This window comes from Mesorhizobium sp. M0815 (assembly GCF_040319995.1).
Classification (GTDB): domain Bacteria; phylum Pseudomonadota; class Alphaproteobacteria; order Rhizobiales; family Rhizobiaceae; genus Mesorhizobium.
Genome location: NZ_JAMYOU010000018.1, coordinates 36,868 through 49,103 on the forward strand (window position 1 = coordinate 36,868; position 12,236 = coordinate 49,103).

Annotated in this window: 12 protein-coding genes and 3 pseudogenes; 8 read left to right on the forward strand and 7 right to left on the reverse strand. The window is 63.1% G+C overall.

The window, feature by feature from the left end; all coding sequences use genetic code 11:
* Nucleotides 1–150 precede the first annotated feature (150 nt).
* The 6 genes from NKI01_RS19990 (at nt 151) to NKI01_RS20015 (ending at nt 4,920) form a co-directional block, all read left to right on the forward strand.
* On the forward strand, nt 151–654 hold the full coding sequence (locus NKI01_RS19990) for an Lrp/AsnC family transcriptional regulator (protein ID WP_023677254.1): 504 nt from the start codon (nt 151–153) through the stop codon (nt 652–654).
* A complete protein-coding gene (locus NKI01_RS19995) occupies nt 651–1,814 on the forward strand; it encodes a saccharopine dehydrogenase family protein (protein WP_352641020.1) in 1,164 nt (387 codons plus the stop codon). Before NKI01_RS19990 ends, NKI01_RS19995 begins: the two co-directional genes overlap by 4 nt.
* 110 nt (nt 1,815–1,924) lie before the next feature.
* Nucleotides 1,925–2,713 (forward strand): ABC transporter substrate-binding protein, encoded by a 789-nt coding sequence (locus tag NKI01_RS20000; RefSeq protein ID WP_023720608.1) that lies wholly within the window; start codon nt 1,925–1,927, stop codon nt 2,711–2,713.
* Nucleotides 2,714–2,819: 106 nt separating this feature from the next.
* Entirely contained in the window at nt 2,820–3,491 is a 672-nt protein-coding gene (locus NKI01_RS20005; protein WP_023720609.1) for an amino acid ABC transporter permease, read from the forward strand.
* On the forward strand, nt 3,488–4,162 hold the full coding sequence (locus NKI01_RS20010) for an amino acid ABC transporter permease (protein ID WP_352964358.1): 675 nt from the start codon (nt 3,488–3,490) through the stop codon (nt 4,160–4,162). Before NKI01_RS20005 ends, NKI01_RS20010 begins: the two co-directional genes overlap by 4 nt.
* A 29-nt stretch (nt 4,163–4,191) precedes the next feature.
* Nucleotides 4,192–4,920, forward strand: a complete 729-nt coding sequence (locus NKI01_RS20015; RefSeq protein WP_502899449.1) for an amino acid ABC transporter ATP-binding protein — start codon at nt 4,192–4,194, stop codon at nt 4,918–4,920.
* A gap of 143 nt (nt 4,921–5,063) precedes the next feature.
* Here NKI01_RS20015 and NKI01_RS20020 read toward each other — a convergent pair whose 3' ends face one another.
* Together NKI01_RS20020 and NKI01_RS20025 are read right to left on the reverse strand one after the other, a co-directional pair.
* Nucleotides 5,064–5,486, reverse strand: a complete 423-nt coding sequence (locus NKI01_RS20020; RefSeq protein ID WP_352641025.1) for a hypothetical protein — start codon at nt 5,484–5,486, stop codon at nt 5,064–5,066.
* A gap of 303 nt (nt 5,487–5,789) precedes the next feature.
* Nucleotides 5,790–6,005: pseudogene (locus tag NKI01_RS20025) on the reverse strand (Gfo/Idh/MocA family protein); the annotation flags it as partial.
* On the opposite strand from NKI01_RS20025, the pseudogene NKI01_RS20030 reads away from it, so the two are divergent.
* A pseudogene (locus NKI01_RS20030) lies at nt 5,979–6,176 on the forward strand (polar amino acid ABC transporter ATP-binding protein); the annotation flags it as partial. The pseudogenes NKI01_RS20025 and NKI01_RS20030 sit on opposite strands and share 27 nt — an antisense overlap.
* A 24-nt stretch (nt 6,177–6,200) precedes the next feature.
* Here NKI01_RS20030 and NKI01_RS20035 read toward each other — a convergent pair.
* Together NKI01_RS20035 and NKI01_RS20040 are read right to left on the reverse strand one after the other, a co-directional pair.
* The gene (locus NKI01_RS20035; RefSeq protein WP_352494444.1) at nt 6,201–6,632 is read right to left on the reverse strand and encodes a DUF6841 family protein; all 432 of its coding nucleotides are present in this window, start codon (nt 6,630–6,632) and stop codon (nt 6,201–6,203) included.
* Nucleotides 6,633–6,942: 310 nt separating this feature from the next.
* Nucleotides 6,943–7,418: pseudogene (locus tag NKI01_RS20040) on the reverse strand (RidA family protein).
* A 183-nt stretch (nt 7,419–7,601) separates the two neighbouring features.
* Here NKI01_RS20040 and NKI01_RS20045 point away from each other — a divergent pair.
* On the forward strand, nt 7,602–8,300 hold the full coding sequence (locus NKI01_RS20045) for a TetR/AcrR family transcriptional regulator (protein ID WP_352548881.1): 699 nt from the start codon (nt 7,602–7,604) through the stop codon (nt 8,298–8,300).
* Nucleotides 8,301–8,403: 103 nt separating this feature from the next.
* Here NKI01_RS20045 and NKI01_RS20050 read toward each other — a convergent pair whose 3' ends face one another.
* From NKI01_RS20050 to NKI01_RS20060, 3 genes are all read right to left on the reverse strand, one after another.
* Nucleotides 8,404–9,462: a Gfo/Idh/MocA family protein gene (locus tag NKI01_RS20050; protein ID WP_352484006.1), complete on the reverse strand. Its 1,059-nt coding sequence runs from the start codon at nt 9,460–9,462 to the stop codon at nt 8,404–8,406.
* Between the two features lie 55 nt (nt 9,463–9,517).
* Nucleotides 9,518–10,303 (reverse strand): ThuA domain-containing protein, encoded by a 786-nt coding sequence (locus tag NKI01_RS20055; RefSeq protein ID WP_023720619.1) that lies wholly within the window; start codon nt 10,301–10,303, stop codon nt 9,518–9,520.
* A 196-nt stretch (nt 10,304–10,499) separates the two neighbouring features.
* A complete protein-coding gene (locus NKI01_RS20060) occupies nt 10,500–12,029 on the reverse strand; it encodes a DUF2778 domain-containing protein (protein WP_023720621.1) in 1,530 nt (509 codons plus the stop codon).
* Nucleotides 12,030–12,236: the final 207 nt, after the last annotated feature.

Consider the following 12,236-nt stretch of genomic DNA (forward strand, 5'->3'; position numbering starts at 1 on the left):
CAAAATGTGGCATCTGCGACGAAACTGCCGACAGGCACAGGGGCACCGCGGATGACGTGGCTCTTGCCGTTGTTAAAAATCTCTCATAAGGTATTTTCATATCAGAAAGAAAATCCGACCGTTTATTTCCTTTTATGAAAGCCTGAGCGTTTGCGGGAACATCTCGATCAGACCGACCGGCGACTGGTCAAGCTGCTGTCGCAGGATGCGCAGCTTGGCGTCAACCGCCTCGCGGAGAAGATGGCGATCTCGGTGCCGACGGTGCGCATGCGGCTGCGCAACCTGCTCGACCGCAACCTGCTCAAGATCGTCGGACTGCTTAACCTGACCGAACGCCCCGAGCTGATCTCGGCCATCGTCGGCATCAACGCGCAAGGGCGCGGCCGGGCGCGTGAACTGGCGCAGCGCATCTCCGAACTGCCTTTCGTGAACTCGGCCGCCGTCGTCACCGGACGCTTCGACATCATCGTCGACGTAACGGTGGCCGGCGATGTCGCCGATCTCTACCGCGTCACCAGCGAGCTGATCCCCGGCGCCGGTGAGCCGGGCGAAGTCGTGCGCAGCGAGACCTTCGTCGTCATGGCGTCCTGCAACAAATGGGTCAGCCTGCCTGAAGGCTGCTGGTCGGACGAGACGCGAAAGGAAATGGCATGAAGATCGCGGTTCTCGGCGGCCTCGGCCTGCAAGGCCGGGCGGCGATCGCCGATCTCGTTGCCAGCGACGGCGTCGAGCAAGTGGTCTGCCTCGACACCGCAACCGACGGCGCGGCGCGGCTTGGCGGCCTGACCGACCTTGCCCGGGTGCGTTTTGTCGTGCCGGAGGGCGCGATCGGTCCGGTGCTGGCCGATGTGATGAAGGACGTCGACGCGGTCATCGACCTGTTGCCGCAGCCGCTGATGCGCGAGGCGGTGCAGGCGGCGATCGCGACGCGCACGCCGCTGGTCACCACCAATTACGGCAAGGCCATCGCCGATCTCGCTCCCGAGGCCGAAAAGGCCGGCGTCTCGATCGTCACCGAATGCGGGCTCGACCCCGGCATCGACCTTGTGCTCTACGCGCGCGCCGCAAGCCAGTTCGACACCATCACCGCGATCGATTCCTATTGCGGCGGCATTCCCGAACCGAAGGCGGTGGTCGAGCCGCTCCGCTACAAGGTGAGCTGGAATTTCGACATGGTTCTGGTCAGCCAGAACCGCGACAGCGTGCTGGTCGAGGACGGCAACCGGGTCGATGTGCCGGCCGCCCGCCAGCACGACAATCGTTTCATCCACGATATCGAGATCGCCGGGCTGGGCAGGCTCGAGGCCTTCCCCAATGGTGACGCGCCGCATTATGCCGGCATGCTCGCCGCCGCCAAGGGGCTGCAGCGCTCCGGCCGCTATTCGCTGCGCTGGCCCGGCTGGTCGGCGTTCTGGGCGCCGCTGAAGCAGCTTGGCCTCCTGTCCGAGGACAAGGTACCCGGCACCGGCGTCAGCCCACGCGAATTCCTCGGCCGGCTGCTCGGTCCGCAACTGCAATATGGCGCCGACGAAAAGGACCTTTGCGTGATGCGCAACGTCTTTGTCGGCAGCGAAGGCGGCCGCCGCAAGACGGTGACCTCGGAGCTGGTCATCGAACGCGACCTCGCCTCCGGCCTGTTCGGCATGAGCCTTGGCGTCGGCTATCCCGCCAGTATCGTGGCGCAGATGCTGGCACGGCGCGAGATCGCCACGCCCGGCCTGCTCAACCCGCTGCTGCATGTGCCCGATGGCCGCTTCCTCGACGAGCTGGCCAGGCGCGGCATCAAGGTCGCCGAAACGGTGAGCTGGGATTGAAGATTTTCGAACGGTGGTTGCCGCCGGCAACGGCGCCGCCGCTCAAAAGGCGCCCCGATGGGGTGAAACAACAAGTGGAACAACAAACGACAACAAGGAGGAATGCCCAAATGAAGATTGCCAAGCTTTTCATCGCCGGACTTGCGCTCGCCGGCCTCACCGCTGCCGCCAGTGCCGGAACGCTCGACGAGATTACCAAGCGCGGTGAGTTGCGCGTCGCCGTGCAGACGCAGGGACCGCCCTTCTCGCTGGTCGGCGCCGCCGGCGAACGCACCGGCAGTTCGGTCGAACTCGCCGAACTGATGGCCAAGGAAATGGGCGTCAAGATCACCTTCCTCGACTTCGACTGGGACGGCCTGATCCCGGCGCTGCTGTCGGGCAAGGCCGATCTTCTGGTTGCCGACATGACGCCGACACTGGCGCGTGGCATGAAGGTCGCCTTCACCAAGCCTTACATGTACACGGGCAGCACCGTCTTCACCAAGGCTGGGACCGCCTTCAAGTCCACCGAGGACTGCAAGGCCAAGGGCACCAAGATCGCGGTGCTGCTCGGCGCCACCGGCGAGAAGGAAGCCAAGGCCGCCTTCCCCGATGCCGACATCAAGAGCTACAAGGGCGGCGGCCCGCTGCTGCTCGACGCCGTCAACAACGGCCAGGCCGATTGCGGCGTCAACGACGTCTCGGCGGTCAAGGGCCAGTCAACCGCTTATCCGGCCGGCAGCTTCATCATCATGCCGGACATGCTGTCGAAGGAGCCACTGGCCTTCGCCACGCGCTATGACGAGCAGGACCTGCTGACCTGGATGAACCTGTTCCTCGACCAGGTCAGCCTCGACGGCCGCCTGCAGAAGAACCTCGATTACTGGGTCAATTCCGACGCCTGGAAGAAGGATCACTGAGTAGAGGGAATAGGGAGTAGGGAGTAGGGAGTAGGGAACGCTACTCGCTACTCGCTACTCGCTACTCGCTACTCGCCATTCACCAGTCACCAGTCACCGCCTCACCATGCTCGAAAACTTCAGCTTCCGCACCATCGTCGAATATCTGCCCCTGTTCGGGCAGGGCCTCGTCACGACCGTGTGGCTGTCTGTCCTCTCCTTTGCCGGCGCGCTCGCCGTCGGCATCGTACTCGCCGCGATGAACCTGCAGCGCGGCCGGCTGTTCCGCGTCCCGGCCAAGGCCTATATCGATGCAGTGCGCGCCACGCCGCTGCTGGCGCAGCTTTATTTCCTCTATTTCGGCCTGCCGCGGCTCGGCTTCGTCCTGCCCGAGCTCGTCGTCGGCATCCTGGCCCTGTCGCTGAACAGCGGCGCCTATGTCGCCGAGATCATCCGCGCCGGCATCCTGTCGATCCCGCGCGGCCAGGTGGAGGCCGGCGTCGCTTCGGGCATGACCTATGTCCAGCGCATGCGCCTCGTCATCCTGCCGCAGGCGTTTAAGGTGACGATCCCGCCGCTGCTCGGCCAGGCGATCGTGCTGGTCAAGGATTCCGCGCTGTTGTCGCTGATCTCGGTCGCCGAACTGACGCGCGCCGGACAATTGCTCGCTTCCGACCGCTTCATGCCGGCCGAAGGTTTTATCACCATCGCCGCCTTCTACCTGCTGCTCTATTACGGGCTGAAGGGACTGGCGGCACTCTCCGGGCGCTGGCTCGGCCTGGCGGGGGCACGGACATGATCTGGCAGCAACTGCAAAGCATCGCCGGCAGCTATCCCCTCGCCTTGCGCGGCCTCGGCATGACCGTGGTGCTGTCGTTGATCAGCCTGGTGCTGGGCACCTTGCTCGGCTTCGGCCTCGGCATCCTGCGCACAGGCGGCAACCGGCTGATCGGCAGCGCGATCGGCGGCTGGGTCGACCTGATCCGCGGCACTCCGTTCCTGGTGCAGATTTTCCTGATCTTCTTCATCCTGCCGGAACTCGGCATCGAGCTCGACGCCTTCACCGCCGGCATCATCGCGCTGACCAATCTGGCCGCCTGCTTCATCTGCGAGATCGTCGTCGCCGGCATCCGCTCGGTGCCGACCGGCCAGGTCGAGGCGGCGCTGGCGTCCGGCCTGTCGCGCTGGCAGCGCATGCGCCAGGTGGTGCTGCCGCAAGCGATGCGCATCGTGCTGCCGCCGCTGGTCGGGCAATATGTGCTGCTGATCAAGGATTCCTCGGTCGTTTCGGCCATCGGGCTCACCGATCTCACCCGCGTCGGCTGGCTGGTGGTGCAGCGTGTGCCGAACGGCCTGCTCGTCTTCTTCCTCGTCGGCGTCGGTTATTTCATCGTCTGCTACCCCCTGATCATGCTGGCCCGACGGCTGGAACAGCGCATGGGCGCAGCCCATGGCGAGGTGCAGCTATGACGAACCTCAGCAGCAAGAATGGTGCCGGCATGATCGAATTTCGCGGCGTCAACAAATGGTTCGGCCAGCTCAACGTGCTCAGGGATATTACGCTGAGCGTCGAGCCGCGCGAAGTGGTCGTCGTCTGCGGCCCGAGCGGCTCGGGCAAGAGCACCCTGATCCGCTGCATCAACGGGCTGGAGACGATCCGCGACGGCGACCTGACGGTCGACGGCCAGCGCCTCGGCGACCCCGCCACCAACATGACGCGACTGCGTACCGAGATCGGCTTCGTCTTCCAGTCGTTCAACCTCTATCCGCACAAGACGGCGCTCGAGAACGTCACCCTGGCGCCGATCCATGTCCGCAAGATCCCGCGGACTGAGGCCGAGAAGGCCGGGCGCGAGCTGCTCGCCAAGGTCGGCCTCGCCGACAAGGTCGATGCCTATCCGGCGCAGCTCTCAGGCGGCCAGCAGCAGCGCGTGGCGATCGCGCGCTGCCTCGGCATGCGCCCCAAGATCATGCTGTTCGACGAGCCGACCTCGGCGCTCGACCCCGAGATGATCTCGGAAGTCCTCGACGTCATGGTTGCGGTGGCCGAGGAAGGCATGACCATGATGGTGGTGACGCACGAGATGGGCTTTGCCCGCAAGGTCGCCCAGCGCGTCGTGTTCATGGACGCAGGCGCCATCGTCGAGAGCGGCACGCCGGACAAGTTCTTCTCCAACCCGAAGACCGACCGCAGCCGCGCCTTTCTGAGCAAGATCCTGCGGCATTAGAGTTCAAACTCAACTCAGCTGGCTGTCGTCGATGGCCGAGATGGATGGAAAGCGGCCCTTCGCTGGACATTCCCTAATACGACAGATGCGCGCCGGGCTTCCTCTTAGGGCGGCCATTGCCGCACTTCCACCAGCCGCTTCCCTTATGCGGGCATCAAATCGATGACCCGCATGATCGCGACCGCACTGCTCGTGTTCTGGGTGCCTTCTGTCGTAGCGCCATTAGCGCAGGCCCAAACATCGCCCTTCTTGACTGTGAACTTTTGTTTGTTGTGAACGACCGAAAGTTCTCCCTCAGTCATGTGGCAGAGCATGTCGTTCTTCATCATGTTGTCAGCCGTCTTCGCTCCGGGCTGAATGACAACATCGCGCAGCTTCACCGTTGCATAGGCTGGTATGACCGACTTGCGCTCACCAAGCGCTACAACTCTGACGCCGGGTGAGACCTCCTTGCCCTCATCGGGGCCGTAAGTCTGGGCGGATGCTGGTGTCCCCCAAGCGATCAGAGGCGTTGCGGCCAGTGTAAGACCGAGTGCAAGTGTGGATCTACGATTGACGGCTTCCATTGTTTCCTCCCTGTTCAAAAGTTGGTCGGAAAGGCAGGCCAACAATCAACGATGGGCCGTTGCGGCGAAGAGTCAACTGACCTTCCGAGTTAGTTCAGTCTCGCTCGCGGCTAGCGAGATTTCACAAACCACCCGGGTCGCCGAGACGGAGAGGGGGAATTGCGCTGACCATGTCATTGCGTGCGACCTTGTCCCGACATTAAAGACATTTCATTCTTGCGAATGCCCTCGCTGCCAAAGACCCCTCTCCGGCCGCTTTGCGGCCACATCTCCCCCCGCTTGGCGGGGGCGAGGAAGCCAAACCTATTGCATATCGGCGTGGGTGCTCAATTCGGCCCTCTTCTCATCCGAGACGACGGCGAGGTCGAGGACCTTCTGCAATTCGGCAGCATGCCGGAACGACGGTTCGGCCTGGACGCCGTTGCGGACTGCATCGATGAAGCGCTGGTAGTTGGTGGGCACCGTTCCGGCGTCCAGAACTTGCCATTTAGCGTTCTCGACGTCTTCGCCGAGGAAGGCATGACCATGATGGTGGTGACGCACGGGATGGGCTTTGCCCCCAAGGTCGCCCAGCGCGTCGTGTTCATGGACGCCGGCGCCATCGTCGAGAGCGGCACCCCGGACGAGTTCTTCTCCAACCCGAAGACCGACCGCAGCCGCGCTTTCCTGAGCAAGATCCTGCGGCATTAGGAGGGCATTAGGACAAAGCGGACCTCAGACGATGCCGTGCTTTCCCAACAGCGCCTGCTCGTCGTCTGATATCCAGCCGAAAACCTTCGGCTCCGCGTCCAATTTCTGCACGAGGTAGTGGACGTCAAAATCTATCGCCACCTTCGATTGATCCCTGCGGGCATAGGTTGCCGTCCAGGCGACATGGGCCACGCAATGATGTTCGTCTATCGGCGAGAGCCTGAGGTTGCGTATCCGCATTTCCTTCGTACCTATCGCGCGATAGTGCGCATAGCCTTGCGCCATGACCTGCTTGAGTTGCCCATCGTTCTTTCCAGTCATGACCCCGGCGGGCGAAGCCGCTATGAAGTCCGAAGCATACAGCGATGCGACTTCATCCATGTCCATGTCGCCGCCGAGGGACTGGTTGAAAAAGCGCTCATATCTCTCGAATAGCTTCCTTACGCTGGTTTCCATCATTTCATCTCCAGGTGAGGCTATGTTGGGTGGGAGCAGGAAACGCTCCGCCGATCTCCGACATCCGCAATGGCCTCAGCCATGATGACTTCGTCCCGGGGGTGGAGCAAGGAGCGAAGCGACGCGGCGCAGACCCTGGGATGACGAATGCGTGGTGCGACCCGATTGTGCACGACTTCGATGCCACCCTTGTCGCCGCAGACGCAACAAGCGAAGCCCTGTTGCTCGGCCCTCGTGATGGCGAGCGCGCGGCTGTCGGAGGCGCGCTCGACCCATTTCAATTTGGGCGATCGGAGCTATAGCCGCGCCCCTAGTCAAGCACGACCACGGCCTCCACCTCGAAGAGCATCGGGTCGATTGCAAGCTTGGGAACGGGAATTAGAGTCTGCGCCGGCAGCGCCTCGCCGAACATCTCCTTGACGTTCTTGGTCAAGACCCCAAGCTTGGACATATCGTGATCGACCACAAAGACCGTGAGCTTGGCGACCTGATCCGGCCTGGCACCGAGCGCATCGAGGGCGGTGCGCAAATTTGCGTAGGCCTGCGCAACCTGGACAGCGAAGTCGGGCGACAAGGCTCCGTGTTGTCCTGGCCGCCCTGTCCGGAGATGTAGGCCAGCCGGGCTCCGCGGGGCGTGATCACCGCCGTGCTGTAGCCATTCGGCGATGGGTCATAGAGGTTTTGTGGATTGACGATGGTCAGCTTGAGATCATTCGCTGTGGCAGTGGAAACGCCCATGGTCATCACGATTAACCCTCCCATAAGCAGGCGCTTGGCGCGTGGCATGATTTTCTCTTGGCTCTGCCGACTGCGAGCAACACACCCTCGCGGCCGGCATGATTGATATCGGCGATCGACTCGTACGCCGCACGAGCCAGTCGCATGGTACGTCGTACGAGTCAATCGTTCAGGATCGACATTCGTCGCGTTGCCGGTCAAAATCGACGGCCCGAACAGCGAGGAAGACGGATGGCAGCCAAACGTAGCGGCGCCCGGAGCACGCGGTCTCAGCGGACAAGCGGGTCGCTCCAGCCCGTGCAGAAGCCGCGCAGTGAACCGCCTCTCTCGCGGGAACGTATCGTGGCGACCGCGGTAGAACTGCTGGACGCTCAAGGGGTCGACGGATTGACGATGCGTCGGCTGGCCGATCGCCTCGGCTCGGGCGTGATGAGCCTATATTGGCACGTCGACAACAAAGAGGATGTCTTTGATCTGGCGCTCGATTCGGTGCTCGAATATGGCGGACCGCCGCAACTGGTTGAACCTCGAGACTGGCGCGGAGAAGTCGTCCATATGCTCGAAGACTGGCGCGCCAGCATGCTGCGCCATCCTTGGTCGGCATCGCTGTTGCCGCGCCGGGCGCTCGGCGCGAACATCCTCAGTCGCCTTGAACTGCTGAGCAAGACCTTGTCCAGGGCCGGTGTGGCGGACGCAGATTTGAACGTCGCGATATGGTCGCTGTGGAACTATGTGATGGGCGCCACCATCAGCCGGGCGAACTTCGACCTCTCGGACGACGGCAGAGCCGACACGCAGCAGCGCCTTACAGGGCTCAGCGAACGCTATCCGACGATCGAACGCTCTCGTCTGCTGTTGGATAACGATTGGGATGGTGCTTTCCGGAAAGGCCTCGGCTTCCTGCTCGATGGCCTCTCTCCAAGACAATGAACTCTGCTTTCAGAGCCGTGACTTCCTGCCGTGAATGGCGGAGATGCAAACTCGGTTTTGTTTTGACCCTGACCGCCCCGGCCCCGCGGCGAGGAACCCAGGCCTATTGCGCATCCGCGTGCGTGCTCAATTCAGCCCGCTTCTCATCCGAGACGACGGCGAGGTCGAGGACCTTCTGCAATTCGGCAGCATGCCGGAACGACGGTTCGGCCTGGACGCCGTTGCGCACTGCATCGACGAAGCGCTGGTAGTTGGTCTGCACCGTTCCGGCGTCCAGAACCTGCCATTTGGCGTTCTCGACATCTTCGCCGATGCAGGCTTTCAGCTCTGAGCCGGTCAGATTGTGCACGACTTCGATGCCGCCCTTGTCGCCGTAGATGCGCAGGCGGAGTTCGTTCAAATGGCCGGTTGCCCAGCGGCTGGCATGGACGACGCCGAAAGCGCCATTGCTGAAATCCAGCGACATGGTGAAACTGTCATTGGCGTCGAGCCCGTACTCGCCGATCCGGTTGCCGGGCGCCTTGTCGAAGGATCTCAGCCGGCAGAACACATGGTCGATGTCGAGCGCCGCGCCATAGCTGGCGAAATCGAGGATATGGATGCCGACGTCGCCCAGCACGCCATTGGAGCCGTGGCCGCGCGACAGCCGCCACAACCATTTCGGATCGGTGCGCCAGTCGCCCCAGAACTTGGACACCAGCCAGCTCTGCAGATAGGACGCCTCGACATGCCTGACCGTGCCGATCTCGCCGGCCAGCACCATGGCGCGCGCTCTCTGCAGCGGCGCGACGTTGCGATAGGTCAGGTTGACCATGTTGATGATGCCGGCCCGCTCGGCGGCATTGGCCATCTCACTGGCCTTCTCGAAATTTTCGGCCAGCGGTTTCTCGCACAGCACCGGCTTGCCTGCCGCGATCAGCATCATGGTGGTCGGATGGTGGATGCGATCCGGCGTCACGTTCGCCACCGCGTCGAACTTGCCCCATGCCAGCGCCTCGTCCAACGACGCGAACCGGTTGGGGATACCGTAGATGTCCGAAAACTTGTCGACACGCGTACGGTCGAGATCGACGGCGCCGATCAGTTCGACGCCCTCGATCTTGCCGAACTGCCTGGCGTGCTCCTCCGCCATCCAACCGGTGCCGAGTATCAAGAGGCGCATGATTCTTATCCTTAGGACAGGGCTTTATCTTCTTGTTCGACCATGGATTTGTGGTCTAGCGAAAGCCGGCTTCGCCGGCGGAATGAAGTTTTCCGCCGCGCTCGACGATCGGCTCGAGCGCTTTTTCCGCCGGCACGTTCGGCGCATCGAGGATGGCCGGATTGGAGCCGAGCGGGTTGTGCGCCCATTTCACCGCATTGCGCAGCACCTTGTGGACGTTGGCATCGTGATAGGTCGGATAGGTCTCGTGGCCGGGCCTGAAATAGAAGATGTTGCCGGCGCCGCGGCGATAGGTCAGCCCCGACCGGAACACTTCGCCGCCCTGGAACCACGAGATGAACACGGTCTCGAGCGGCTCCGGCACGGCGAACTGCTCGCCATACATCTCCTCGTTCTCGAGCTCGAAATACTCGCCGATCCCGGCTGCGATCGGGTGGTTGGGGCTGGTCACCCAAAGCCGCTCGCGCTCGCCCGCCTCGCGCCATTTCAGCGTACAGGGCGTGCCCATCAGCTTCTTGAAAATCTTCGAGAAATGGCCGGAATGGAGAACGATCAGCCCCATGCCCTCCCAGACACGGCGCGCCACGCGCTCGACCACTTCGTCGGCGACGGCGCCATGGTCCTTGTGCCCCCACCACAGCAAGACATCGGTCTCGGCCAGACGGTCGGCCGGCAGCCCATGCTCCGGCTGCTCCAGGGTTGCCCACGACACCGAAATCTCGGGGTCGAGCTTCAGCGCATTGGCAATCGTCGCGTGCATGCCCTCGGGATAGATGCCGGCGACCACCTCATTGGTTCGCTCATGGATATTCTCGCCCCAAACGACAGCGCGTATTGTCATGATGTCCTCTTGATTGTTTGAAGCTGGAGCCGCCCGACCGGTCAGTCATAATATCCCCGGCCGGGAATGAAAACCGTTTCGCGGCCGGCTGCTGACAATCTGTTGGAAATCGGGCGGGAAAGTCCACGCGGCAAAACCAGCGATGCCGGCGCTGTTCCCGCCGACATCTCACATGTTTGCGCTGCCTGCGAATAACCTAAGCGCCGCGGCCCTCTTGGGCGACGCGTGTCAGCGGCTTCGACAGCCGCGGCACCACGACAAGGCGCTTGATCTTGCCTTTCTTGTAGGCGGCGAGGAAGCGGGCATAGTCCTTGAAGACGACGCAGCCATTGGATTCGGCGCGGCCGCCGCGCAGCATGTAGGTGTGGGCGAGCAGGCCGTCGCGGCCATATTTGTTGCTGCCGCTGGCAGGGGTGAGACGCAGTGCCTCGACGCCGTGGAAGCGCGATTCCCGCAGCGTCAGATTGTAGGTGTCGGGCGGCGTCGGACCGACATTCTTCTTGTGAACGTAGCGCGGCTGGTCGACCATCGAACCGTATCCCGAATGTGCCTCCAGCCGCGAGCCGTCGGGCATATAGACGGTCTTGGCCGAGATGTCGTAGACGGCCACGCCGCTGCCCATGCCAGGCGTGGTGAACAGGTTCCTGAAGGCCCCGCCGAGTCCGCCGGAAGGCATGTCGGGCTTGGCATAGGCCAGCATGTCGCCGCCCTGCGTCTTCGACCGTTTGCCCGGCTTGCCCGACACGGCCGGCACTGCCGCTTGTGACGAATTGCGAGGCGACAGGCTGCCGGGTTGCGTCTCGACCGGCGGAGCATCGGCCGTCTGGACCTTGCTCGCCCTGGATGCCTGGGTCTTCGATGCCTGGGCCTTGGATGCCTGGGGCGGCTCCGTTTTTGCTGCCTGATCCTTTGGCGTCCGGTCTTTCGGCGCCCGGTCTTTCGAGGCTTGAGTCTGGGGCGCCGGCTGATCGATGACCGCCCGCGGACGCAGCGTCGGCAGCGGAATGCTGTCGGGCATGTCGTCCTGCGGCGGCAGCGAGGCCAACTGGACCTCAGGTTCTTGCGGCTCTTGTGAAGCCGCGGGCTCGCTTGCCATGACGGCTGCCGGGAGCACGTCGATCATCTGCTCCGGCAACGTATTCGCCAGCGCCAGCGCCAGGCGCGACGAGCGTTCGATCTCCGCCACCGCCGGCCCGAAGCGCACCGATGGCGGGCCGTTCGGGTCGGGTATGCGTACCGGCTCGGCGAACCGGGCATCGGCCGGCAGGCTGGCGAGCATGACGGGTGAGCCGGAGGAGGCACGGGCAAAGGCAGCGGCAAGCTTTTGCGGCGACAGCGCGGCTTTGGCCACCACGTCGTCGAAGCTGGATTGCCGCGATGCATCGGCGACAAGCGGCACGGTATTGCGCTTGAGACGCGCCGATTTTCCCTGGTGAACGAAGTTCGACGCCGACCGCAGGCAGTTGGCATCGCATCCGTGCTGCAGCAACTGGGCCGACAGCGCTGCGTTTGCCGCGGCCCATGTCGGGGCCTGCGCCTTTGCAAGGCTGCGGCGAGGATCGGCGAGCGCGATGGTGCGCGGCGCGAGCAGGCTTTGCGGGAGACCGTTGGAAGCGGCGGTGAGCGAGGTTCCCATCGAATAAAGGCCGGCCAAGGTCGCCACCGACCATAAAGCAATGGCTGCGCCGACGGCCGGAACCGCGACCCAGCGCAGGCCGGGCCTCATCGAAGTCAATCCAGTTGCAGGACTGTCACCCCGGGTTTTCGCACTTACAAACGCCATTCAACCACTCTCAATCGGCCGTTGCCGGCTAGCGGATTTCGCAGCCGTGACATTCACAGTTCGCCTGGTGCCCCCAGCACACTTCGCGTCTGTTGCCGATTGATTCAAAAGATGGACAAAGTTGGTTAACCAATCCCTCTACCGACCGCC